Here is a 23,352-nt window from a genome sequence, read left to right on the forward strand (position 1 = left end):
TATGCCCCGCGCGGCCGCTCAGACGGCCGCGTTCGCCGAGGACCGACGCGCCTCGACGCGCTCCGCCTGCTTGCGGAGGCCGGGCTCCCGTTCGCGCAGCCACGCGTACATCGGCGCGGCGATGAAGATCGTCGCGGCGGTGCCGATCAGGATGCCGACGAACAGCGCGAGCGAGAGGTCCCGCAGCGTCCCTGCGCCGAGCAGGCCGGCACCGATGAAGAGGATCGCGGCGACGGGCAGCACGGCGACCATCATGGTGTTGATGGAGCGCACGAGGGTCTGGTTCACGGCGAGGTTGACCTCCTCGGCGAAGGTCCTGCGCGTCGACGCCGTGATGTCCGCCGTGTTCTCGCGGATCTTGTCGAAGACCACCACGGTGTCATAGAGCGAATAGCTGAGGATGGTCAGGAAGCCGATGATGGCCGACGGGGTCACCTCGAACCCGCTGGCCGCGTACACCCCGGCGGTGATGATCATCGTGACGAACATGCCGGTGAGCGCGGACAGCGACATCTTCCAGGTGCGGAAGTACAGCGCCATGAGCACGGCCGCGAGGGCCACGAAGATGACGAAGCCCAGCAGGGCCTGCTTGGACACGTCCGCTCCCCACGTCGGCCCGACGAAGGATGACGTCACATGGTCGGCGGCGACGCCATAGGCGGTCGCGAGCTTGCCCTTCACCTCGAGGGTCTGGGTATCGCTGAGCCGTTCCGTCTGGACCCGCATCGTGCCGGGCGCGATGTTGCTCACCCGGGGCTGATTGCCAGGAGCCACGGAGTCCACGGCCTGCTCGCCGCGGTGGACGTCAGTGGAGGCCGTGTCCGAGACCCGGAACTCGCTGCCGCCCCGGAACTCGATGCCGAGGTTGAACCCGCCGGTGAATACCGGGATGAGGATCGAGACGAGGACGAGCACCGCGGCCGCCCCGAGCCAGATCTTCTTGCGCTCCACGAAGGGGTAGGAGCGCTTGCCCGTGTAGAGCTCGTTGCCGAAGCGTGCGAAGAAGTTGGACATCAGTTCTCCTCCCCCGCGCCCTTGGACGCGCGGCCGCTCCGCCCGGAGGCAGCGGTCATCTCGGACTGCTTCTGGGCCTCGGCGGCGCGGCGCTCGGCGATGGTCATGCGCCGGCCGGCTTCGCGCGCGGCGGCGGCGTTCTTGGGCTTGAGGTTGGCCCTGGCGGCCTCGGAGGCCTCGCGGAGCCGGCCGGCGCCCCGATAGAGGGGCACGGCGCCGAGCCGTTCCGGGTCGAGGCCGGAGAAGCGGTGGCCCTCGCCGAAGAAGCGCGTGCGTGCGAGCACCTGCAGCATCGGGTGGGTGAACATGAAGACGACGATGAGGTCGGCGATCGCGGTGAGTCCGAGGGTGAACGCGAAGCCGCGGACGTTGCCGACCGCGACGAAGTAGAGCACCACGGCGGCGAGGAGGTTCACGGCCTTGGAGGCAAGCACGGTCCGCTTGGCGCGCTTCCACCCGTTCTCGACGGCGGAGACCAGGCCCCGGCCCTCGCGGAGCTCGTCGCGGATGCGCTCGAAGTAGACGATGAACGAGTCGGCCGTCTGGCCGATCGCGACGATGAGGCCCGCGACGCCCGCCAGGGACAGGCGGTAGTTCTCGGTCCAGCCGAGGATGGCGATCGCGAGGTAGGTCAGCGCGCCGGCGACCACGAGCGAGGCGATGGTGACGAACCCGAGCGCGCGGTACTGGAAGAGCGAGTACACCACCACGAGGAGCAGGCCGATCGCACCGGCGAGGAGGCCCATCTCGAGCTGCTGGGTGCCCAGCGTCGCCGAGATCTGGTCCTCGCTCTGGATGTCGAAGCTGATGGGCAGCGCGCCGTAGCGCAGCTGGTCCGAGAGCGCCTGGGCGCTCTGCTGGGTGAAGTTGCCGGTGATCTGCGGCCGCCCGTCAGTGATGACGGCCTGCGTCCGGGGCGCCGAGAGGACCTTGTCGTCCAGCACGATCGCGAACTGGGCCTTGGGGTCGTTCTGATTGGCCACGTAGTAGCCGTTGAGGCGTTCCGTCACGGCCTTGAACTTCTGCGTGCCCGCGTCGTTGAACTGGATGTTCACGGCCCACTCGTTGGTGACGGCACCCTGGCGGCCCTGCTGCAGCTGGAAGGAGGATCCGGCGATGTCCGTGCCGACGACCTCGACCGGGCCGAGGATGTACTTCACCGCGGGCTGGGTCCCGTTCGCGGCCTCGCAGGTCACGAGGGGCTTGCTGGGGTCGGACCGCTGGGTGCTCTCCGGCTGCGGCTTCGTGCAGTCGAGCGCCTCGTACTGCTTGTAGACGTCGGCCGTGATCCAGTTGGTGTCGCTGGCGTTCTTGGGCGCCGCCGTCGGCTTCGGGAGCTTGTCGGCCGTGAGCTGCTGGTCGGCCGGGACCGCCGCGGGATCGCCGGTCGTGAGCACGGGCCGGAAGTTCATGTCGGCGGAGGCCTGGATCAGCTGGCGCGTCTCCGCGGACGGTGTGCCCGGGAGGCTCACCACCACGTTGCGCCCCGACTGGGTGCTGATCTCGGCCTCGGACACACCGGAGCCGTCGACGCGCTGCCGGATGATCTCGACCGCCTGGTTGAGCTGGTCCTGGTTGATCTGAGACCCGCCCGAGACCTTCGGGGCGAGGATCATCTCCGTGCCGCCCTGGAGATCGAGGGCGAGCTTCGGCGCCCAGGATGCCTGGCCCGCCAGCTTTCCGCCGCCGAGGATGCCGACGAGGGCGAGCAGGATGACGCCGAGTGAGATGAGGGTCTTCAGTCCCGGCCGCGTGCGGGATCGTGCCATGGTGGTCCTTCGATGGGGGACGGCGCCCAGTGGGCGCGGAGCCGCCCGGCGGTGGCCGGGCGGCGCGTTCGGCTACTTGCTGGTGTTGCCTTCGTCGTTGAGGCGGCGCAGGGTCTCCTCCGGCGTCTCGTCGAGCCGGTCCTCAGGACGGGGGGCCGCCTCCTCGGACTTGCCGAGCGTGATCCCGGACGACGGCGCCGCGCCGGCCTCGGGGGCGGCCTCGCCCGCCAGCGGGGCAGCGGGCTCGCCGGCCGCGGGGGCGGCGGGCTCGATGACCTTGGTCACGGCCTGGCGGTGGACGGTCGCCTCGTTGCCGGGGCTCAGTTCGAGGACCACCTTGTTCTCGGCGTCGTTCACCGAGACGATCCGGCCGTAGAGGCCGAAGCTCGTCATCACCTCCACGCCGGGCGAGAACTTGGACTGCATCTCAGCCTGCTGCTGCTGCGTCTTCTTGTTCCGCCGGAACATGGTGAAGATGAAGAAGGCGAAGACCGCCAGCAGGAGGATGGTCATCAGGTCCATACAAGGTCCAATCTGTGTGGGGCTCGGGTAGCGTTCGGGCGGGTCCCGGGCGCGGCATAGGGGCCCTCGGCCACGCGAGGGTGTGATCCCAGTCTAAGGGCACGCTGCAGGGCGGCCCCGATCAGTCCAACGATCCATCGGCCTCGTCCGAGCCCGGACCGAACAGCGTTGCGCTCTCGGCGAACGGGGCGCTGGCCGGGACCGGGAGGCCGAGGTGCTCGTAGGCCAGCGGCGTGGCGATCCGCCCGCGGGGCGTCCGGCCCATGAGGCCCTCGCGGACCAGGTAGGGCTCGGCGACCGTCTCGACGGTCTCCGGTTCCTCCCCCACCGCGATCGCGAGGGTGGACAGCCCCACGGGGCCGCCCCCGAACTTCGTCACGAGTGCGGACAGGACCCCCCTGTCGAGCCGGTCAAGCCCCCGCGCGTCGACCTCGTACATGTCCAGCGCCGCGCCCGCCGCGCGCGCGTCGATCTGCTCGATGCCGTGGACGAGTGCCCAGTCCCGCACCCGGCGCAGGAGCCGGTTCGCGATGCGCGGGGTGCCCCGCGACCGCCCGGCCACCTCGGTGAACCCGGCGGAGGTCACCTTCAGGTCCAGAAGGCCCGCAGAACGGCGCAGCACGAGCTCGAGCTCCTCCACGGTGTAGAACTCGAGGTGGCCGGTGAACCCGAAGCGGTCCCGCAGCGGCCCGGGGAGGAGTCCCGCCCGGGTGGTCGCCCCGACGAGGGTGAAGGGGGGCAGGTCGAGCGGGATCGCCGTCGCGCCCGCGCCCTTGCCCACCACGATGTCGACCCGGAAGTCCTCCATCGCCATGTAGAGCATCTCCTCGGCGGGACGCGACATGCGGTGGATCTCGTCCAGGAAGAGCACCTCGCCCTCGGAGAGCGAGGACAGGATCGCGGCGAGGTCGCCGGCGTGCTGGATCGCCGGGCCGGAGGAGATCCGCAGGGGAGCATTCATCTCGCCGGCGATGATCATGGCGAGCGTGGTCTTGCCGAGGCCCGGCGGTCCGGACAGCAGCACGTGGTCCGCGGTGCGGCCGCGCATCCGGCTCGCCTCGAGCACCAGCGAGAGCTGGCGGCGGACCCGCCCCTGGCCCACGAACTCGTCGAGGAACTTGGGCCGCAGCGCCGCCTCGAGGGCCCGTTCCTCGGGCTCCTCCTGGCTGGCGACCAGCGACGGCTCAGCCACGGGCGCCGGCCTTCAGCGCCCGTGCGCCCTGGCCGAGCCAGCGCAGCGTGGCCCGCAGGATCTCGGGGACGCTTCCCGAGGCGGCGACCTCGGGAGCGTCGGCCATCGCCTTCTCGATGCTCGCGGCGGCGTCCTTCTCGCTCCACCCGAGGGAGGCCATCGCCTCGATGACCTGGGCCTTCCACGGCGCCTCGGCCCCCGCGGCGGCGACCGCGGGCTCCTGAGCGGTCCCGAGGGGCACGAGCTTGCCCTTGAGTTCGAGGACGAGCCGGGCGCCCACCTTCGGACCGATCCCCGGCACCTTGGTGAAGGCCTTCGCGTCCTCGGAGTGCGCCGCGACGCGGACCGCCTCCGGGGTGTGGACGGCCAGGACGGCCAGCGCGAGCCGCGGGCCCACCCCGGAGACGCCCAGAAGCACCTCGAAGACCTCCCGCTCCTCGGCGTCGGCGAACCCGAACAGCGTCAGGGAGTCCTCGCGCACCACGAGCGAGGTGTGGACCGTTGCCTCCTCGCCGAGCCTGAGCCCGGCGAGGGTCTGGGGCGTCGCCCAGAACGCCATGCCCGCGCCGTTGACGTCGAGCACGCCCGAGGACAGCCCCACGTGGGCGACCGGACCGCGGAGGAAGCTGATCACCGATACCCCTTGCCTTGCCCGTTGCCGTGGCCGTTGGATCCGAACATATCTACGAGAACTCTAGCGGGCGACGGCGTGGACCCGCCTCAAGGGGCGCGGCGCGCCTTCGCCTCGGCTCGCCCTTCCGCCACCCGGCGCGTGCGCGGCTCATCGGCCGCGGCGCGCCTTCGCCTCGGCTTCCTGCCACAGCCTCTGCGCGGCCGTGAGCGCCGTGGCCTGCATCGCCGTCGTGCGTCCCGCAGCGGAGGGCGAGCCGGGAGCGCTGCCGCGCCACGCGTGGGCGAGGGCCAGCGCGAGGGCGTCGGCGGCGTCCGCCGGGCGCGGGGCCGTCTCGAGCCGGAGGATCTTGGTGACCATGCGCGTGACGGCGTCCTTGTCCGCGCGGCCGCTGCCGGTCACGGCGGCCTTGACCTCGCTGGGAGTGTGCAGCGCGACCGGGATGCCGCGGCGCGCCGCCGCGGCGATCACCACGCCCGAGGCCTGGGCGACGCCCATGACGGTGCTCACGTTCAGCTGGGAGAAGACGCGCTCCACGGCGACGACCTCCGGCTCGTGGCGGTCGAGCCATTCGTCGATCGCCTGGGCGATGGCCAGCAGGCGCGCGTCCAGAGGCTCGTCGGCCTTCGTCCCCACCACCCCGACGGCGACGAGGGTCGCCCGGCGGTCGGCGGCGACGTCCACGACGCCGATGCCGCAGCGGGTCAGGCCCGGGTCGACACCCAGCACCCGCAGGCCGGCGCCCGGCCTCGCAGTCCGCGCGCCGGGCGCCTCGGGGGTACTCACGCCTCAGTCGTTCTCGAGCTCCGCCATGACGTCGTCGCTCATGCCCGCGTTCGTGTACACGTTCTGCACGTCGTCGAGGTCTTCGAGGGCATCGACGAGGCGCACGAACTTGCGCGCGCCGTCGGCGTCGAGGTCGACCTCCATCGAGGGCACGAACTCGGCCTCGTCGGTGTCGTACTCGATGCCGGCCGCGGTCAGGGCGTCGCGGATGGCCTGGAGGTCGGCGGGTTCGGAGTAGACGATCCAGTTCTCGCCGCCGTCCTTGACCTCCTCGGCACCGGCGTCGAGCACCGCCATGAGCAGGTCGTCCTCGGAGAGGCCGTTCTTTGGCAGGACCACGACGCCCTTGCGGGCGAACAGGTAGTTGACCGAGCCCTGGTCGGCCATGGAGCCGCCGTTGCGGGTGACCGCCAGGCGCACATCCGCCGCGGCGCGGTTGCGGTTCTCGGTGAGGCACTCGATGAGGAGCGCCGAGCCCTGCGGCCCGCGGGCCTCGTACATGATCTCGGTGTACTCGATCGCCTCGCCGGTCAGGCCGGCGCCGCGCTTGATGGCGCGGTCGATGTTGTCGTTGGGGACCGAGTTCTTCTTCGCCTTGCTGACGGCGAGGTCGAGCGCGGGGTTGCCGGAGAGGTCGGGGCCGCCCATGCGCGCGGCGACCTCGATGGTCTTGATGTACTTGGCGAACGCCTTGGCACGCTTGGCGTCGACGACGGCCTTCTTGTGCTTGGTGGTCGCCCATTTGGAGTGGCCGGACATGCCTACGCTTCTCCTCTGATCATGCGGATGAAAAGTTCATGGATCCGTGTCTCGCCCGTCACCTCGGGGTGGAACGATGTGGCGAGCAGCCGTCCAGAACGCACTGCGACAATTCTAGACCTGCCCCCGAGGGTCGCCGTGTGCGACGCGTGCGCTGGATCGACCTCGGCGAGGACCTCGACGTCGGGGCCGACGCGCTCGACCCACGGCCCGCGGATGAACACGGCGTGGACGGGCCCGCGGCTCTGGTCCACTTCCTTGAAGTCCAGATCCGTCTCGAACGACTCCCGCTGGCGGCCGAACGCATTGCGCCGCACCGTGATGTCGAGGCCGCCGAACGACTCCTGCGGCCTGCCTGCAAGATCAGGAGTGGGGTCCGCGATCTCGTCGGCGAGCAGGATCATCCCGGCGCACGAGCCGTACACGGGGAAGCCTGCGCGGATCTTGGCCCGCAGCGGCTCGGCGATGCCGAAGGCACGGGCCAGCTTGTCAATGGTGGTCGACTCCCCGCCGGGGACCACGAGGCCGTCGACCTCGTCGAGTTCCTCGGGACGGCGCACCTTGACCGCCCGCGCGCCGGCCTGCTCCAGGGCCGCGAGATGCTCGCGCACATCGCCCTGCAGGGCGAGCACACCGACCACGGGCGCGCCCTGGTCCTGGGCTGGGCGGGGATCCGGTGCTGGCTGCGGCGGGGTCGGGGCGTTCGATGTCACCGTGACAGTCTAGTCGGGACCCTCCGCGGCGGTTCCCCGGGGCCCCGCCGGTAGCATGGAGCGCAGACCCGCAGGACAACAGATGAGGACAGCACTATGTGCGGAATCGCCGGCTATTTCGGCGCTGGGCTCGATGAATCGCTGCTGGAGGCGATGAACACCTGCATCGTGCACCGGGGGCCCGACGGCGAGGGCTACTTCACCGACGGCAGCGTGGGGCTCGCGCACCGGCGGCTCGCGATCGTCGACGTCGCCCACGGCCAGGAGCCGATGATCAGTGCCGACGGCCAGACGGTCCTCGTCTACAACGGGGAGGTCTACAACTACCGGGAACTGCGGGCCGAGCTCGAAGCGGCCGGCCGCAGCTTCCGCACCGCCTCCGACACCGAAGTGGTGCTGCAGGCGTACGAGGAGTGGGGCGCCGAGGCGTTCGACCGGTTCAACGGCATGTTCGGCCTGGCCATCTTCGACCGGCACCGGGGCCAGCTGGTCCTGGCCCGTGACCACTTCGGCATCAAGCCGCTCTACTGGGCCAATGCCGGCACCGAGCAGGATCCCCAGCTGCTGTTCGCCTCGGAGATCAAGCCGATCCTCGCCACGGGGCTCGTCGAGGCCCGGCCCAACGAGCGGATCCTGTACCGGTACCTCCAGTACCGCATCCACGACGACACCGAGGAGACCTTCTTCGACGGCGTCCGCAAGCTGCTCCCGGGCGAGATGATGACGGTGGACCTCGCCACGAGCCGCTTCCGCATCTCCTCCTTCACGCGCCTGCGGGAAGAGCTCGCCGAGCTGGCCGAGGTCAACACGCCCTACACGCCCGAGGTCATCGACGAGTACCGGCGCCGCTTCACCGAGGCCATCCGGATCCGCCTGAACTCCGAGGTCCCCGTGGGCAGCGCGCTCTCGGGCGGGCTGGACTCGTCCGCCGTCGTCGTCACCATCAACCGGCTCATGCAGGAGAAGGCGGAGGGCCTCGAGGCCGTCGGCGCGAAGCAGAACACATTCAGCGCGGTCTTCCCCAACGCGATCAACGACGAGGAGGCGTACGCCGACGCCGCCATCGCCGCGTGCAGCGGCACCATCGAGGCGCACAAGATCAAGCCCACCCCGGAGGGCTTCGACGCGGACCTGGCCGACTTCGTGCGGACCATGGAGGAGCCCATCATCTCCTCGGGCCCCTACGCGCAGTACTGCGTCATGAAGGAGGCCTCCAAGCACGTCACGGTGCTCCTGGACGGCCAGGGCGCCGACGAGATGATGGCGGGCTACATCCCCTACTACTTCGCCTACCTCCGCCAGCTCAAGGCTGCCGGCGACTACGCGACGCTGGCCAAGGAGTCGGGCTCGAGCCTGGACATCTTCTACCGGCTCGGCCGCTTCCGGCTCAAGGGCATGGCGAGCGGCAAGAAGACCGTCTCGATGGGCACCCTGCTGAAGAAGTCGTGGACCGGCAAGTTCTCGGGCGAGTCCTTCGGCAACATCCGGGCGAACCTCAAGGCCCGGCTCATCGACGACCTGTTCGCCAAGTCCCTGCCCTCGCTGCTGCGCTACGAGGACAAGAACACGATGCGCTTCTCCCTCGAGGGCCGCGTGCCGTTCCTCGACAAGGAAGTGGTCAAGTACCTGTTCAGCCTCTCCGACGAGGCGATCATCAAGGAGGGCTGGAACAAGCGCGTGCTCCGCGACGCCACGCGCGGCCTCCTGCCCGAGATGATCAGCAACCGGCGCAACAAGATCGGCTTCACCACGCCCGAGGCCGAGTGGTTCACGCTCATGAAGGAGCGCATCTACAAGGTCTTCATGTCCAACTCGTTCTACTCGCGCCCGTACTGGGACCGCGAGCAGGTCCTCACCGCCTTCGAGGAGTACCTCAACGGCAAGAACGACGCCGACACGATGATCTTCTGGCGCCTGCTGAACGTCGAGCTGTGGCTGCGCGAGTTCATCGACAAGGACGAGGCGCCCGCCGACGTCAAGGCGGACAAGAGCGACTACGAGGCCAACCCCGGCAAGGAGCTCGACATCGCCTCGGGCTCGGGGGTGTACCGCCGCTACCCCCTGCAGACGGACGTCTTCGCGAAGGACACCGAGCTCGCTCCGGCCGTCACGTCCTACGTGGAGCGGTTCTTCGACGGGCTGCCCGGCGCCCCCGAGGAGGCGCGCGCCGCCGTCGACGGCAAGGCGTGGTACCTGCTGGTGAGCGAGAAGATCGTCGCGATCACGCAGGGCCGGTCCTTCCCGGTCTGGGAGATCGAGGTCTCCCCCGCCGCCCGCGTCCTGTCGAAGTTCGTCACCCGCACCCCCGCGGGGATCGGGCTCGGGAGCCCCTGGTCGATGCAGATCGCGATCAACGAGGTGGGCCTGCCGCTCATCGCCAAGGCCGCCGCGGCCTCCGTGGTGGGCAAGCTGCAGGGCAAGAGCGGCGTCTTCTACGACGTGGTCGGGAACAACATCAACGCGATCGACGGCGCCACGCCGTACAGCCTCGGCGCCGCGAGCAACTCGGTCAAGCTCGCGCCGAAGGACCCCGAGGGCGTGGCCCGCGCCCTCAGCGCGGCCGTCCGCGCGGCGCTGCCGGCGGGCGCCGCGGAGCTGTTCGGCGGCACCGCCATCATGGACGCCAACGACCTCGGCGTCGTCGTCATGGGCCACGACACGGACCTGCCGACCGAGACGATCGCCGGCATGTTCAAGGACAACCCCCAGGGCCAGGGGGCCCAGGCCACCCCGATGTCGCTCGTGTTCACGCAGGGCTGACACGCCCGGCCGGCGGATACCGGGTACGACGGCGGCCGCGCACCTCGCGCGGCCGCCGTCGCCCGTTCTGGGGGCCGGCGGCGCACCGGCGCGGCCCCCTTGTCCGCGTGCCGCGGCACATGAAAGCCTCACTTCATGACGAACCCGCTCCTCGCCCCCAGCACGCTGCCCTACGGGCTCCCGCCCTTCGCCGACCTCAACGATGCCGACTACGCGGAGGCCGTCCGGGCCGGCCTGGCCGAGCACCTCGCCGAGATTGACGCGATCGCCGGCAGCAGCGCCGCGCCGGACTTCGAGAACACCGCGGTGGCGATGGAGCGCTCGGGCGCCCTGCTGAACCGTGCCGTCTCGGCGTTCATGACGCTCGTGTCCTCGCACGGCACCGACGGCATCCGGGCCCTCGAGAGCGAGCTCATGCCCGAGCTCTCGGCCCACGAGGACGCCGTCTACCTCAACCACACGCTCTACGAGCGCTTCGCCGCCATCCCCGTGGAGGGCCTCGACCCGGAGTCCGAGCGCCTGGTCTCCGAATGGCTCGCCGCCTTCCGGCGCGCCGGGATCGCCCTCGACGAGGCCGGCCAGGAGCGCCTGCGCGAGGTCAACGCCGAGCTCACCCGCCTCGGGACGGAGTACGGCCAGCGGGTCGCGAAGGGCATCAACGAGGCCGCGGTCCTCGTCACCGACCCCGCCGAGCTCGCGGGCATGCCGGAGGACGACAGGGCCTCCGCCGCCGAGGCGGCCCGCGCCGCCGGGCACAAGTCCGGCTGGCTGCTCACGTTCATCCAGCCCACGGCCCAGCCCCACCTTGCCGTGCTCGAGGACCGCGGCCTGCGCCGCCGCATCTTCGAGGCTTCGGTCTCCCGCGGCAGCTCCGGCGGGGGGACCGACGTCCTCGACCTCGTCACCGCGATGGCCCGGCTGCGCGCCGAGAAGGCCGAGCTGCTCGGCTTCGCCGACTTCGCCGAGCTGGCCGTCGACGACCAGACCGCGCCGTCGATCTCGGCTGTGGAGGACATGCTGGGACGGCTGGCTCCGGCGGCCGTGCGCAATGCCGCGGGCGAGGCGGAGGCACTCGCCGAGGCCGCGGGCCACGAGCTCGAGCCGTGGGACTGGGCCTTCTACTCCGCCAAGGTCCGCCGGGAGCGGTACTCCGTGGACGAGCAGGCGCTGCGGCCCTACTTCGAGCTGGACAGGGTGCTCGAGGACGGCGTCTTCTACGCCGCCGGGAGGCTCTTCGGCCTCACGTTCCGGGAGCGGCCCGACCTCTCGGGCTACCACGAGGACGTGCGCGTCTGGGAGGTGCTCGACGCCGACGGCTCGGGCCTCGGGCTCTTCCTCGGCGACTACTTCGCCCGGCCCACGAAGCGGGGCGGGGCGTGGATGAACTCGCTCGTGGAGCAGTCGCGGCTGCTGGGCCACGCCCCCGTGGTCATCAACAACCTCAACGTCCCCAAGCCCCCGGCCGGCGAGCCCGCGCTCCTGACGCTGGACGAGCTCCGGACGGTCTTCCATGAGTTCGGCCACGCCCTCCACGGCATGCTCTCCGACGTGCAGTACCCGCGCTTCTCCGGGACCAATGTGCCCCGGGACTTCGTCGAGTACCCGTCCCAGGTCAACGAGATGTGGATCTTCGATCCCGACGTCGTGGCGAACTACGCGCGCCACCACGCCACGGGCGAGCCGCTCCCCGCGGAGACCCTCGCCCGGCTCGACGCCGCCCGGCTGTGGGGCGAGGGCTTCGCCACGACCGAGTACCTCGGCGCCTCCCTGCTCGACCTGGCCTGGCACCGGCTCCGCCGGGGCGAGGAGCCCCAGGACGCCCTCGCATTCGAGGCGAAGGCGCTCGCCGATGCCGGGGTGTCCGTGCCCCTCGTGCCGCCGCGCTACCGCACCGGCTACTTCCAGCACATCTTCGCCGGCGGCTGGTACGCCGCCGGCTACTGGTCCTACATCTGGAGCGAGGTCCTCGACGCGGACACCGTCGAGTGGTTCAAGGAGAACGGCGGGCTCACCCGCGCCAACGGAGAGACCTTCCGCCGCGAGCTCCTCTCCCGCGGGAACTCCCGGGACCCGCTGGCCTCATTCCGGGCGTTCCGTGGCCGGGACGCGGACGTTGCGCCGCTCCTGGCGCGCCGCGGCCTCGACTGAGCCGGGCAGGCCTTCTTCCGCGGGCGCGGTCCTCGGGGCACCGCGCCCGCGCGCTGCGCTCTATGGACGTTGTGCCCTGCCGCCGCACGCGCGGCGGGAGGACAGTGGAGGAACGCGAGGAGGTCGCCATGCACGTCTTCAAGGACAGGTCCCAGGCCGGCCGGGAGCTCGCCAGGGCCCTCACCCGGTACCGCCACCAGGACGCGGTGGTCCTCGGACTCCCCCGCGGCGGGGTCCCGGTCGCCTTCGAGGTGGCGGTGGCCCTCGATGTGCCGCTCGACGTGATCATCGTGCGCAAGCTCGGCGTGCCCTTCCAGCCCGAGCTGGCGATGGGCGCCATCGGCGAGGGGGGCGTGCGCGTGCTGGACGAGCACGTCATCGCCGTGTCGGGTGTCACCGAACGCGAGCTCGCCCTGGTCGAGGCCCGCGAGCGCGAGGTGCTGCGGGAGCGCACCACGCGCATCCGCGCGGTGCGGCCGCAGGAGGACCTGCGGGGGAAGACGGCGATCGTGGTGGACGACGGGATCGCCACGGGCTCGACGGCGCGCGCCGCGTGCCGGGTGGCACACGCCCTTGGCGCAGCCCGGGTGGTCCTCGCCGTTCCGGTGGGCCCGGCGGACACCGTGGGCGAGATCGCGGAGGCGGACGAGGTGATCTGCCTGACCACCCCGTCCCCCTTCCGGGCGGTCGGACGCTTCTACCGCGACTTCTCGGCGACGACGGACGACGACGTGCTGCAGCTCCTCGACGCCGCGGGCCGCCGTGCGGTGCATCGCGGGCCGGTGGACTCCCCCGCCTCGATCGACGAGGACGTCGCCATCCCGGTGGACGACACGACTGTCCGGGGCTCGCTGCACCTGCCCGCCACCGGAGCCATCGTCGTCTTCGCGCACGGCAGCGGCAGCAGCCGGCACAGCCCGCGGAACCGCGCCGTGGCCAGGGTGCTGCGGGATGCGGGCTTCGGAACGCTCCTCATGGACCTCCTCTCCCCGGAGGAGGAGCTGCTGCGGCACGCCGTGTTCAACGTCGAGCTCCTCGCCGCCCGCCTGACGGCCGTGACCGACTGGCTGCGCGCGGTGAGCGCGGGGCCCCCGCGCCCCGTCGGCTACTTCGGAGCGAGCACGGGCGCCGCGGCCGCGCTCTGGGCCGCCGCCGAGCCCGGGGCGGACATCGGTGCGGTGGTCTCGCGCGGCGGACGCCCGGACCTCGCAGGTCCCCGGCTCTCGGCGGTGCGCGCGCCGACCCTGCTGATCGTCGGCGGCGCGGACCGCCAGGTTCTCGAACTCAACCGGGAGGCCGCGGCGCAGCTCACCTGCCGCCACCGCCTCGAGATCGTTCCCGGGGCGACGCACCTGTTCGAGGAAACGGGGGCGCTCGACGCCGTCGCGCGGCTCGCGCGGGACTGGTTCGCCGAGCACCTCGTGGGCGAATCCGAGCCGCAGGCGAGGGCGGGCACTCCCTGAGCCGGGCACGGCCGGAGCCGCAGGCCGCTCCCCGGCGTCCCGTCAGGGCCGTCAGGGCCTGGGCTGCTGGTGCGCGGCCAGGTAGGCGACGAGGCCGCCGACGGTGGCCACCGCCGGATAGTCGCGTTCGGGGATGTCGATCCCGGTCGCCGCTGCCAGCTGCTCGATGAGCCGCAGGAAGTCGAGGGAATCGAGGTCGAGGTCCTGTCGGAGCCGGTCCGAGTCGTCCAGCGTCTGCGGGTCGATCTCGGGTGCGATCTGGCGCAGCGCCGCGGCGACGGCCGCGCGGGGGTCCACGGGTGTCATAGGTCCTCCGGGGTGAGCAGGAGCTCCTGGAGCCGGGTGAGGTAGCGGCTGCCGCCGAGGCCGTCGCTCACCCGGTGGTCGGCGGAGAGGGTTGCCGTGGCGGCCATCCGGACGCCGAGCATGCCGTTCTCCGCCCAGGGCCGCTCGGCCACCCTCCCGAGCCCCACCATGGCCACCTGCGGGGGCACGATCACGCCGAACACGGCGTCGACCCCGAGGTCGCCGAGGCTCGTGGCCGTGATCGTGGCGCTGGCCATCTCCGTCCGTGCGAGGCGTCCCGCCCGCGCGCGGGCCACGAGGTCGCGCAGCTTCTGCATGAGCTCGTCCACGCTGAGGGTATCGGCGTCGAGCAGCGCCGGGGCCACGAGGCCGCCCCCGCGCAGGGCGACGGCGACGCCGAGGTGCACGCGGTCGCTCGGGTCGAAGCCGTGGTCGGTCCAGTACCCGTTCATGCCCGGGACCTCCTTGGCCGCGACGGCCGCGGCCTTGAGCAGGAAGGCCGCGGGGACGAGGCGGTCGGAGACGGGCCGGGCCAGGTTGCGCTCCTGCAGGACGGCACCCATCCGGGCGACGTCGAGGGTCGTGCTCAGGTAGTAGTGCGGGATCGTGGCCTTGGACTTGGCCATGAGGGCACCGAGGGACGCGCGCAGGCTGGCCGTGCGCCCCTCTGCGGGGGCCACCGCAGCGGGGGCCTCCGCGGCGGGGGCGGCGGCCGGCTCCTGCGGTGGCGTGGGTGGCGGAGCGGCGTGCTCCGGGGGGCCGGCGAGGGGCGCGCCGGGAGCGGGGAGGCCAGGGGCGGCGGCCGCGGCCCTGCGGACGTCGGCCTCGGAGATGCTTCCCTGCTGGCCCGTGCCGGCCACGGTGGCGAGGTCGATGCCGAGCTGGGCCGCGAGCCGGCGCGCGAGGGGCGAGGACCGCACGCGCCGGCCGGCCGGCGTCGGCCGCGGGACCGCAGGCGGCGCGCCGGCCGCCTCTGCCTCCGCCGGCGGCGCGGCGGGGACGGACGGCGCAGCGGGGACGGACCGTACGGCAGCGACGGACGGTGCGGTGGGAGCGGGGCCGCCCTCGTCCGCGGGTCGCCCCTCGTCCCGGGGGCCCGCCTCTTCCCCCGGTTCCGCGAGGCTCAGGATGGGCGTCCCGACCGGGACGGTCTCGGCGAGGTCCACGAGGTAGCCGCTCACCACGCCGTCCTCGAAGGACTCGACGTCCATGAGGGTCTTGTCCGTGTCGACGACCGCGACGAGGTCTCCTTGGTGGATCGTGTCGCCCGGATGCACGAGCCATTCGACCACCTTGCCGTGCTCCATGTCCGCCCCGAGCGAGGGCATGCGCAGCTCATGCACGGGTGGCCACCGCCTCGAGCGCCGCGGCGACCACCCGGGGGGCGGAGGGCAGGGCGGCCTCCTCGAGGTGCTTGGGGTAGGGCATGGGCACCTCCGCCCCGCAGACGCGGGCCACGGGGGCGTCGAGCTCGTAGAAGGCCTTCTCCGCGATCCTGGCGGCGATCTCGGCCGAGAGGCTGCCGCTGCGCCACGCCTCGTCGACGATGACCGCCCGGTGGGTGCGTGAAACGCTGGCGAGGATCGTCTCCTCGTCGAGCGGGCGCAGCGTGCGCAGGTCGATGACCTCCGCGGCCACGCCCCGCTCGGCGAGCTGCGCGGCGGCGTCGAGCGTGAGCGGGAGGGTGCCCCCGTACGTGATGAGCGTGACGTCGGTGCCCGGCCGCCGGATCTCGGCGCGATCGATCCCGACGGGGCCGGCGTCGTCGGCCAGCTCGCCCTCGGCCGCGTACAGCGAGCCGTGCTCGAAGATGAGGACCGGGTCCGGATCCGCCAGGGCCGTCCAGAGCATCCCGCGGGCGTCCTCGAGGGTCGCGGGGGCGAGCAGGCGCAGGCCCGGGATGTGGGCGTACCAGCCCTCCAGGCTGTGGGAGTGCTGGGCGCCGAGCTGCCGCCCCGCGCCCGTGGTCATGCGGATCACGAGGGGGACGTTGAACTGGCCCCCGGACATGTGCAGCAGGGACGCGGCGCTGTTGACGATCTGGTCCAGGGCCAGGAGGCTGAAGTTCACGGTCATGATCTCGACGATGGGCCGCATGCCGTTCAGGGCCGCCCCGATGCCTGCGCCGACGAAGCCGGACTCCGACAGGGGGGTGTCGCGGACGCGCTCGGGCCCGAACTCCTCGAGCAGGCCCAGGCTCACCGCGTAGCAGCCGCCGTAGGCGCCCACGTCCTCGCCCATGAGGAACACCCGGTCGTCGCGCTGCAGAGCCTCGCGGAGGGCTGCGCGCATGGCCTCCCGGTAGGTCGTCTTCACGGTGCGCGCCCCTCGCTGTACACAAAGCGCTCCAGGGTCTCGATGGGCTCGAGGGTGCCCGCCTCGGCGAACGCGATGGCGTCCTGGACCTCGTCCTCGGCTTCGCGCTCGAGCGCGGCCCACCCGGCGTCGTCCAGGTCGCCGGCGGAGGTCAGGGACGAGCGCAGGAGCGGGATCGGGTCGCGCTCCATCCAGGCGGCGACCTCGGCCCGCTCGCGGTAGCGCTCGGGATCGAACATCGAGTGGGCGCGGAAGCGGTAGGTGCGCAGCTCGAGGAAGTACGGGCCGCCCCCGGCCCGGACCGAGTCGACGGCCTTCCTCGCGGCGTCGGCCACGGCGAGGACATCCATCCCGTCGACTTCCCACGAGGGGACGCCGTAGGAGGAGGCCTTGAGCGCGAGGTCGGTCTGCGACTCGGAGCGGGCGAGGGCGGTCCCCATGGCGTAGAGGTTGTTCTCGCAGCAGAAGAGCACGGGCAGGCGCCACAGGGCCGCGAGGTTGATGCTCTCGTGGAACTCCCCCTCGGCCATCGCGCCCTCGCCGAAGAAGCACACCGTCACGCGGTCGCGGCCCTGCATCGCATCGGCGAGGGCCAGCCCGACGGCGAGGGGCAGGCCCCCGGCCACGATCGCGTTGCCGCCGAAGAAGCGCGCGTCGGCGTCGAACAGGTGCATGGACCCGCCGCGGCCGTGGCTGCACCCTCGGCACGGCCGTACATCTCGGCCATGAGCTTCCTCGCCGGGATGCCGGCCAAGAGGGCGTGCCCGTGCTCCCGGTAGGTGGCCACGATCGCGTCCCCCGGCTCGAGGGCACTCGTGACGCCCGCGACGACGGCCTCCTCGCCGATGGACACGTGGAGGAACCCGCGGATCTTCTGCTCGGTGTAGAGCCGCACGCACGCCTCCTCGAGGCGCCGCACCCGCAGCATCGCCCTCAGGAGCGCGCGGGGGCTGCCGGGGTCGGCCGCCGCGGCGTCCGCGGGCGCCGTCATGGCCGGGCCTCGAGGGTGGAGACATCGCCTTCCGGCAGGCCCAGCTCGCGGGCGCGCAGGAGGCGGCGGAGCACCTTGCCGCTGCGGGTGTGCGGCAGGGCCGCCACGAAGTCGATCTCGCGGGGGGCCACCGCGGCGCCCAGGCGGCGGCGCGCGAAGCCGAGGATGTCGAGGCGGAGGGCCTCGTCGCCCTCGTACCCCGGGCGCAGCTCCAGGAAGGCCTTGACCAGTTCCCCCGCCACGGGGTCTGGCACGCCGATGACCCCGGCTTCCGCCACGGCGGGGTGTTCCATGAGGGCGCTCTCGACCTCGAAGGGGCCGATGAGGTGGCCGGAGGACTTGATCACGTCGTCGCCGCGGCCCACGAACCAGTAGTACCCGTCGGCGTCCCGGGTCGCGAGGTCGCCGGTGAGGTACCAGCCGCCGACGAAGCACTTGCGGTAGCGCTCGTCCTCGTTGAGGTAGCCGCGGAACATCGAGGGCCAGCCGGGCCGCAGCGCGAGCTCGCCCACTTCCCCGGGGTGCTCCACGGGCAGCGCCTCGCCGTGCTCGAGCACCGGGCGCCCGTCCCGGTCCCGCTGCAGCACGGTCGCCTCGACCCCGGGCAGCGGCCTGCCCATCGATCCCGGGCGGATGTCCATGGCGGCGTAGTTGGAGATCATGATGCCGCCGGTCTCGGTCTGCCACCAGTTGTCGTGCACGGGCAGCCCCAGCGCCTCCTGCCCCCACAGCACGACCTCGGGGTTGAGCGGCTCGCCGACGCTGGCGACGAAGCGCAGCGCCGAAAGGTCGTGGCCCGAGGCGCGCTCGGCGCCGGCCTTCATCAGCATCCGCAGCGCAGTCGGGGCGGTGTACCAGACGCCCACCCGTTCCGCGGCGAGGATGCGGTACCAGCGGTCGACGTCGAGCTCCTCCTCGTCGACGACCGCGGTGACCCCGTGGACGAGGGGGGCAATGATCCCGTATGACGTGCCGGTGACCCAGCCCGGGTCCGCGGTGCACCAGTAGACGTCCCCCTGGTGGAGATCGAGCGCATAGCGCCCCGTGGCCCAGTGGGCCACCACCGCCTCGTGGACGTGCAGGGCGCCCTTGGGCGTTCCGGTGGTCCCGCTCGTGAAGTGCAGGAGGGCGTAGTCCCCCGGCCGGGTCGGCACCGTCTCGGCGAGGGGCTCGGCCGTCTGCAGGAGCGCGGCCAGATCGAGCGTGTCCGGCTCGGGGTCGCCGTCCGCGTCGACGAGGAGCACGTGGCGCAGGTCCGGGCAGTCGGGCCGGAGGGCCGCGACCTTCTTCCGGTACAGCGACCGCGTGGTGACGAGCACCTGGGCGCCGCCGAGGCGCAGCCGCTGCCGGACGGGGTCGGGTCCGAACGCGGAGAACAGGGGGCAGAACACGCCGCCTGCCTTGAGCGTCCCCAGGACGGCTGTGTACAGCTCGGGGCGCCTGCCCAGGAGCGAGAAGACGCGGGCGCCCTCCTTAAGGCCGAGGGCCCTGAGGAGGCCGGCGAACCGGGCCGTCCGCTCGGCGAGGACCGCGTAGGTGAGCGACTCGACCGCACCGTCCGCGCGCACGAAGCGCAGCGCCTCGTGCTGGGCCCGTGGCCCGACGGCGTGCCGGTCGACGGCCTCGTGGGCGATGTTGAGGGCGCCCCCAGGCAGCCCGTCGAGGTGCTGGCGGGCTCCCTGCCAGGTGAAGGACGAGCATTCGCGCGCGTAGTCCGCCAGGTGCGGGGGGACTGCGAGCGCGGACGGATCCTTGTGGATCGTGGGCCACACGGTGCCCGTCGGTGTCTCGGCGCTCACCTCACCATGACACGCCCGGCGATCCGGGCCGGCCCAGTGCCTAAAGTCCCCGCGGCGGGGCCCGGCGCGGTGGTGGGGCTCGAAGATGTCGTCGACGTTGATGCCGGTGTCCACAGTGGGCGTCCGCAACGCGGCAGCCGCACTCGGATCTCGGACGGCACATGGCAGATCTTCGAGCGGAGCGCCCTGGCGAGATCGAGGCGGCGAAGCCACTGTTCGCCTTATGGTTCCTTCGTTCCGACGAGATGTCCTGACAGGACGTCCTGCCCTTGAGCTCCCTGAGCAGGCGGCGCATCGGGGCCTGGGGCTCACCGCACCCCCCTAGCTGGCCTGCCCGGACTCGTTGCCGTCTGTGGGCTCCTCGTGGAGCCGCTGGAGCGCGGCCTTGCGCGCGCCGCGGATGTGCGCCCGGACGGCCCGTTTGGCCGCGGCGGGGTCTCCGGCGAGTATCGCGTCCAAGATGCGCCGATGCTCTACCCGCGACTTCTCAAGGCGCCCGGGCATCCGCAGGGTGGTCTCGATGCCCCGGGAGAGGATTTCCTGCAGCACGCCCTGGGTCTGGGCGAGGAAGCGGTTGCCTGCGGCTTCGACGATGCGCAGGTGGAAGGCTGCATCGAGCTCCTGAAGGCGACGCCAGTCCACCTCAGCCTCGGAGCTTGCGGCTGCGAGGCTCTCGTGGGCAGCGCTGACGGCCTCGAGTTTTGCCGGGTCGCGGTAGCTGGCCGCCCAGGCCGCTGCCGGCACCTCCAGCACTTCCCGCATGTCGTAGAGCTCCTCGATGGCGATGTCCTCGCCGTAGAGGGCTGCGCGCAGCTTGCGGGTGGGCTCCGGGTCGGCGACGAAGACCCCGCTCCCGTGCCGGACGTCCACCCGCCCCTGGGCCTTCAGCGCACCGAGCGCCTCCCGCAGCGACGGCCGCCCGACGCCCAGCTTCGCTGCGAGTTCACGTTCGGGAGGGAGCCTGTCGCCAGGATGCAGGTGCTCGCTCGCGATGACGTCGAGGATCCGCCGCATGACCAGCTCGGACACGCTGCCCTGCCGGACCGGCGCCCACGCCTCCTGAGCCTGCATCATTCCCCTCCTGTCACTCGAGCACACACCGTCTCGAAGGTAAGACCACCTTACCTGTTTTCTCCGAAATATCTTCCAGATGGGGTTGTGCCCCTCGTCACAGCGTGGCAGACTTTCGGAGCAAGAGGTAAGACCTCTTTCCACTAAGGAGGACACATGACAGACGCATCAGGGGAGCCCGGCTTCCTGGCGCACTACGACGGTGACGTCGTGGCAGTGGCAGTGCGGGACCTGGAGCCCGGCCTCGTCGAGGGCGGGTACCTGCGCGGCCCGGCCTCGGTGACCGTCGAGCTCCACGACCCCGTCCCGCTGGGGCACAAGCTTGCACTGGCCGACATCAAGGCCGGCGACGACGTCATCGAGTACGGGCTACGGATCGGTATCGCCACGGAGGACATCAGCCGCGGCTCGTACGTCCACATCCACAATGTAAGGAGCGCCCGGTGGCAGAACAGCGTGGCCTGAGCGGATACCGTCGCGAGGACGGATCGGTCGGCATCCGGAACTACACAGTCATCCTGCCCGTGGATGACCTCTCCAATGCAGCGGCGGAGGCGGTGGCCAAGGTGGTCCCGGGCACGCTGGCGCTGCCCCATGCCTATGGACGCCTCCAGTTCGGACCGGACCTGGACCTGACCTTCCGCACACTGATCGGAACCGGCTCGAACGCCAACGTGGCCTCCGTGGTCGTGATCGGCATCGAGCCGAACTGGACCCAGCTCATCGTGGAGGGGATCGCCAAGACCGGGAAGAAGGTCCAGGGCTTCTCCATCGAACGCAACGGGGACCTCAAGACGATCGAGAAGGCTTCCCGGGCGGCAGCGGCGTTCCTGCAGGAGGACTCTGAGAAGTACCGTGAGCCGGTCGAGCGCCGCGAGATCATGATGTCGATCAAGTGCGGCGAGTCCGACACGACCAGCGGCTTGGGGTCGTGCCCCACGACGGCCGAGGCCGTCGACCGATGGGTCGATGCCGGCGGGACCGTGCTCTTCGGGGAGACGACCGAGCTGACCGGCGGAGAGCATCTGATCGCGGAGCGGTGCGTGAACGACGCCGTGCGCCAGCGGTTCCAGGCCATCTACGACAATTACATCGACGTCGTCGAGCGCACGGGGGCGAACCTGCTCGGCTCCCAGCCGACTCAGGGCAACATCCGGGGCGGCCTGTCCACGATCGAGGAGAAGGCGATGGGCAACATCGCCAAGACCGGAACCAAGCCCGTCGTCGGCGTGCTCGACTCGGCCGAGGCCCCGGGGGCCGGCCCCGGCCTGTACTTCATGGACACCTCGTCTGCGGCCGCCGAGTGCATCACGCTCATGGCCGCTGCCGGGGCCGTCGTGCACCTGTTCCCCACAGGGCAGGGCAACGTGATCGGCAACCCGATCGAACCGGTGGTCAAGATCACGGCAAACCCGCTCACGGCCGAGACCATGAGCGAGCACATGGACGTGGACTGCTCAGGACTGCTGCGGCGCGAGTACGACCTCAGCTCGGCCGGGGACCAGCTGATGGAGGTCATCGACCGCACCGTGAACGGGCGTCTGACGTGCAACGAGGTGCTCGGCCACCGGGAGTTCGTCATGACCAGGCTGTACCCGAGCGCCTGATCCCCGCGCCGGGGAGGGGCGGCCGCCCTTCCCCGGCGCACCCTGCAGAACACCCAGGAACGGAAAGACATGTCGCAAGAACTGACCAATCTGATCGATGGCGTCTGGCAGGACACCACTGAGCACGTCGACGTGCTCAACCCGGTGGACGGCTCCGTCGTCGGCCGGATCGGGTATGGCGGCCTCGAGCATGCCCAGGCCGCGGCCGACGCCGCCGCTGCCGCACTGCCTGCGTGGGGCGGCACCCCCGCCAGGGTCCGCGCCGACCTGCTCCACCGGGCCGCGGAGCTGATCTCGGCCAGGGCCGAGGAGATCGGCCTGCTGCTGGCCAGAGAGGCAGGGAAGCGGCTGCCCGAGGCGGTCGGGGAGGTCCGCTTCTCCGCCGAGTACTTCCGCTGGTTCGCGGAGGAAGTGCGACGCCCGCACGGCGCGGTGCACCCCCAGGAGGCACAGGAGCGCCGTCACCTCACCTTCCGCCGGCCCGCCGGAGTGGTCGCCAGCCTCACGCCCTGGAACTTCCCCTGCTCGATCCCGGCGCGCAAACTGGCCCCCGCCCTGGCCGCCGGCTGCACCGTCGTCGCCCGCGTCTCCGAGCAGGCGCCGCTCGCGGCAACAGAGCTTGTCCGATGCCTCACCGATGCGGGCATGCCGCCGGGGACGGTCAACCTGGTGCACGGCGCGCCCGCAGAGATCACCGGCGCGTTCCTGGACCACCCCGCGGTCCGGGTCGTGTCGTTCACCGGCTCCACCCCGGTCGGGCGGAAGATCATGTCCCAGGCAAGCAGCCGAGTCGTCCGGCCGCTCCTGGAGCTCGGGGGGAACGCGGCGTTCATCGTGTTCGACGACGCCGACCTCGACGCCGCGGTGACCGGCGCGATGCTGGCCAAGTTCCGCAACACCGGCCAGTCCTGCATCGGCGCCAACCGGTTCTTCGTCCACGCCTCCGTCCACGACGACTTCGTCGCCAGGTTCTCGGCCGCCGTGGACGCCATGAGCATCGGGGACGGGCTGGCCTCGCCGGTGCCCGACCTGGCCGCATGCATCGACCATCGGAGGGTCCGGGCGGTCAACGGGCTGGTCGAAGAGGCCCTCGACGCCGGCGCGAAGAAGGTCACCCGCGACTTCAGCCTGCCCGAGGGCGCGTTCTGCGCGCCCTCGATCCTGGTCGACGTCCCGGACCGTGTCGGCCTGGCCACAGAGGAAGTCTTCGGCCCGGCGGCGGGGATCTTCCGATTCGAGGACGAAGAGGAAGTCCTGCAGCGGGCCAACGCCACCGAGATGGGCCTCGCCGGCTACTTCTACACCCGCGACCAGGCAAGGATCTGGCGCGTCGGCGAGCAGCTCGACGTCGGGATCACCGGCATCAACAACGCCCTGCCCACTGTGGCGTTCGCCCCCATGGGCGGGACCAAGCAGTCGGGCCTGGGACGTGAGGGAGGGAGCCTGGGCCTCGAGGAATTCGAAGAGACCCGCTACCTCTCCATCGGGATCTGACTCCCCCACCC

General features: G+C 71.5%; 21 protein-coding genes. 6 read left to right on the top strand and 15 right to left on the bottom strand.

The window, feature by feature from the left end:
* Positions 1 to 18: 18 nt before the first annotated feature.
* The 8 genes from secF to pdxT form a co-directional block, all read right to left on the bottom strand.
* On the bottom strand, positions 19 to 1,014 hold the full coding sequence (gene secF, locus ACVWWH_RS08425) for a protein translocase subunit SecF (protein WP_457316259.1): 996 nt from the start codon (positions 1,012 to 1,014) through the stop codon (positions 19 to 21).
* Positions 1,014 to 2,783, bottom strand: coding sequence for a protein translocase subunit SecD (gene secD, locus ACVWWH_RS08430; RefSeq protein WP_066497957.1), 1,770 nt, complete (start codon positions 2,781 to 2,783; stop codon positions 1,014 to 1,016). Before secD ends, secF begins: the two co-directional genes overlap by 1 nt.
* 72 nt (positions 2,784 to 2,855) lie before the next feature.
* Positions 2,856 to 3,296 (bottom strand): preprotein translocase subunit YajC, encoded by a 441-nt coding sequence (gene yajC, locus ACVWWH_RS08435; RefSeq protein ID WP_084249765.1) that lies wholly within the window; start codon positions 3,294 to 3,296, stop codon positions 2,856 to 2,858.
* Positions 3,297 to 3,426: 130 nt separating this feature from the next.
* The gene (gene ruvB / locus ACVWWH_RS08440; protein ID WP_066497959.1) at positions 3,427 to 4,497 is read right to left on the bottom strand and encodes a Holliday junction branch migration DNA helicase RuvB; all 1,071 of its coding nucleotides are present in this window, start codon (positions 4,495 to 4,497) and stop codon (positions 3,427 to 3,429) included.
* Complete coding sequence (ruvA, locus tag ACVWWH_RS08445) at positions 4,490 to 5,131, bottom strand: Holliday junction branch migration protein RuvA (protein ID WP_457316260.1); 642 nt, start codon at positions 5,129 to 5,131, stop codon at positions 4,490 to 4,492. The genes ruvB and ruvA overlap by 8 nt, the downstream gene beginning before the upstream one ends.
* Positions 5,132 to 5,278: 147 nt before the next feature.
* A complete protein-coding gene (gene ruvC, locus ACVWWH_RS08450) occupies positions 5,279 to 5,863 on the bottom strand; it encodes a crossover junction endodeoxyribonuclease RuvC (RefSeq protein WP_066502344.1) in 585 nt (194 codons plus the stop codon).
* A gap of 54 nt (positions 5,864 to 5,917) precedes the next feature.
* Positions 5,918 to 6,673 carry a YebC/PmpR family DNA-binding transcriptional regulator gene (locus tag ACVWWH_RS08455; protein ID WP_066497961.1) on the bottom strand — a complete coding sequence of 252 codons (756 nt, stop codon included), beginning with the start codon at positions 6,671 to 6,673 and terminating at the stop codon, positions 5,918 to 5,920.
* Positions 6,674 to 6,675: 2 nt separating this feature from the next.
* Entirely contained in the window at positions 6,676 to 7,314 is a 639-nt protein-coding gene (gene pdxT, locus ACVWWH_RS08460; protein WP_066497963.1) for a pyridoxal 5'-phosphate synthase glutaminase subunit PdxT, read from the bottom strand.
* 168 nt (positions 7,315 to 7,482) lie between these two features.
* Between pdxT and asnB the strand changes: the two genes are divergently transcribed.
* The 3 genes from asnB to ACVWWH_RS08475 all read left to right on the top strand — a co-directional run bounded on the left by asnB (position 7,483) and on the right by ACVWWH_RS08475 (position 13,757).
* Entirely contained in the window at positions 7,483 to 10,146 is a 2,664-nt protein-coding gene (asnB, locus tag ACVWWH_RS08465) for an asparagine synthase (glutamine-hydrolyzing) (protein WP_457316261.1), read from the top strand.
* A gap of 135 nt (positions 10,147 to 10,281) precedes the next feature.
* Positions 10,282 to 12,294: a M3 family metallopeptidase gene (locus ACVWWH_RS08470; RefSeq protein ID WP_457316262.1), complete on the top strand. Its 2,013-nt coding sequence runs from the start codon at positions 10,282 to 10,284 to the stop codon at positions 12,292 to 12,294.
* Positions 12,295 to 12,422: 128 nt separating this feature from the next.
* Complete coding sequence (locus tag ACVWWH_RS08475; protein WP_457316263.1) at positions 12,423 to 13,757, top strand: phosphoribosyltransferase family protein; 1,335 nt, start codon at positions 12,423 to 12,425, stop codon at positions 13,755 to 13,757.
* Positions 13,758 to 13,808: 51 nt separating this feature from the next.
* On the opposite strand, the gene ACVWWH_RS08480 is transcribed toward ACVWWH_RS08475, so the two are convergent.
* The 7 genes from ACVWWH_RS08480 to ACVWWH_RS08510 all read right to left on the bottom strand — a co-directional run bounded on the left by ACVWWH_RS08480 (position 13,809) and on the right by ACVWWH_RS08510 (position 20,243).
* Positions 13,809 to 14,063 carry a phosphopantetheine-binding protein gene (locus tag ACVWWH_RS08480; protein WP_457316264.1) on the bottom strand — a complete coding sequence of 85 codons (255 nt, stop codon included), beginning with the start codon at positions 14,061 to 14,063 and terminating at the stop codon, positions 13,809 to 13,811.
* Entirely contained in the window at positions 14,060 to 15,391 is a 1,332-nt protein-coding gene (locus tag ACVWWH_RS08485; RefSeq protein WP_457316265.1) for a dihydrolipoamide acetyltransferase family protein, read from the bottom strand. The genes ACVWWH_RS08480 and ACVWWH_RS08485 overlap by 4 nt, the downstream gene beginning before the upstream one ends.
* A 7-nt stretch (positions 15,392 to 15,398) precedes the next feature.
* A complete protein-coding gene (locus ACVWWH_RS08490; RefSeq protein ID WP_457316266.1) occupies positions 15,399 to 16,379 on the bottom strand; it encodes an alpha-ketoacid dehydrogenase subunit beta in 981 nt (326 codons plus the stop codon).
* Positions 16,376 to 17,053 carry a thiamine pyrophosphate-dependent enzyme gene (locus tag ACVWWH_RS08495; protein WP_457316267.1) on the bottom strand — a complete coding sequence of 226 codons (678 nt, stop codon included), beginning with the start codon at positions 17,051 to 17,053 and terminating at the stop codon, positions 16,376 to 16,378. Before ACVWWH_RS08495 ends, ACVWWH_RS08490 begins: the two co-directional genes overlap by 4 nt.
* Positions 16,936 to 17,370, bottom strand: coding sequence for a thiamine pyrophosphate-dependent enzyme (locus ACVWWH_RS08500; RefSeq protein WP_457316268.1), 435 nt, complete (start codon positions 17,368 to 17,370; stop codon positions 16,936 to 16,938). Before ACVWWH_RS08500 ends, ACVWWH_RS08495 begins: the two co-directional genes overlap by 118 nt.
* Positions 17,367 to 19,169 carry an acetate--CoA ligase gene (gene acsA, locus ACVWWH_RS08505; RefSeq protein WP_457316269.1) on the bottom strand — a complete coding sequence of 601 codons (1,803 nt, stop codon included), beginning with the start codon at positions 19,167 to 19,169 and terminating at the stop codon, positions 17,367 to 17,369. The genes ACVWWH_RS08500 and acsA overlap by 4 nt, the downstream gene beginning before the upstream one ends.
* Positions 19,170 to 19,490: 321 nt before the next feature.
* Positions 19,491 to 20,243, bottom strand: coding sequence for a FadR/GntR family transcriptional regulator (locus tag ACVWWH_RS08510; RefSeq protein WP_457316270.1), 753 nt, complete (start codon positions 20,241 to 20,243; stop codon positions 19,491 to 19,493).
* Positions 20,244 to 20,396: 153 nt separating this feature from the next.
* Between ACVWWH_RS08510 and ACVWWH_RS08515 the strand changes: the two genes are divergently transcribed.
* The 3 genes from ACVWWH_RS08515 to ACVWWH_RS08525 all read left to right on the top strand — a co-directional run bounded on the left by ACVWWH_RS08515 (position 20,397) and on the right by ACVWWH_RS08525 (position 23,341).
* Positions 20,397 to 20,705, top strand: coding sequence for a UxaA family hydrolase (locus ACVWWH_RS08515; protein ID WP_457316271.1), 309 nt, complete (start codon positions 20,397 to 20,399; stop codon positions 20,703 to 20,705).
* Positions 20,684 to 21,847, top strand: coding sequence for a UxaA family hydrolase (locus tag ACVWWH_RS08520; protein ID WP_066497980.1), 1,164 nt, complete (start codon positions 20,684 to 20,686; stop codon positions 21,845 to 21,847). The genes ACVWWH_RS08515 and ACVWWH_RS08520 overlap by 22 nt, the downstream gene beginning before the upstream one ends.
* A 69-nt stretch (positions 21,848 to 21,916) precedes the next feature.
* A complete protein-coding gene (locus tag ACVWWH_RS08525; RefSeq protein WP_066497981.1) occupies positions 21,917 to 23,341 on the top strand; it encodes an NAD-dependent succinate-semialdehyde dehydrogenase in 1,425 nt (474 codons plus the stop codon).
* The last annotated feature ends 11 nt before the right edge of the window (positions 23,342 to 23,352 follow it).

Source organism: Sinomonas sp. RB5 (genome assembly GCF_054063535.1).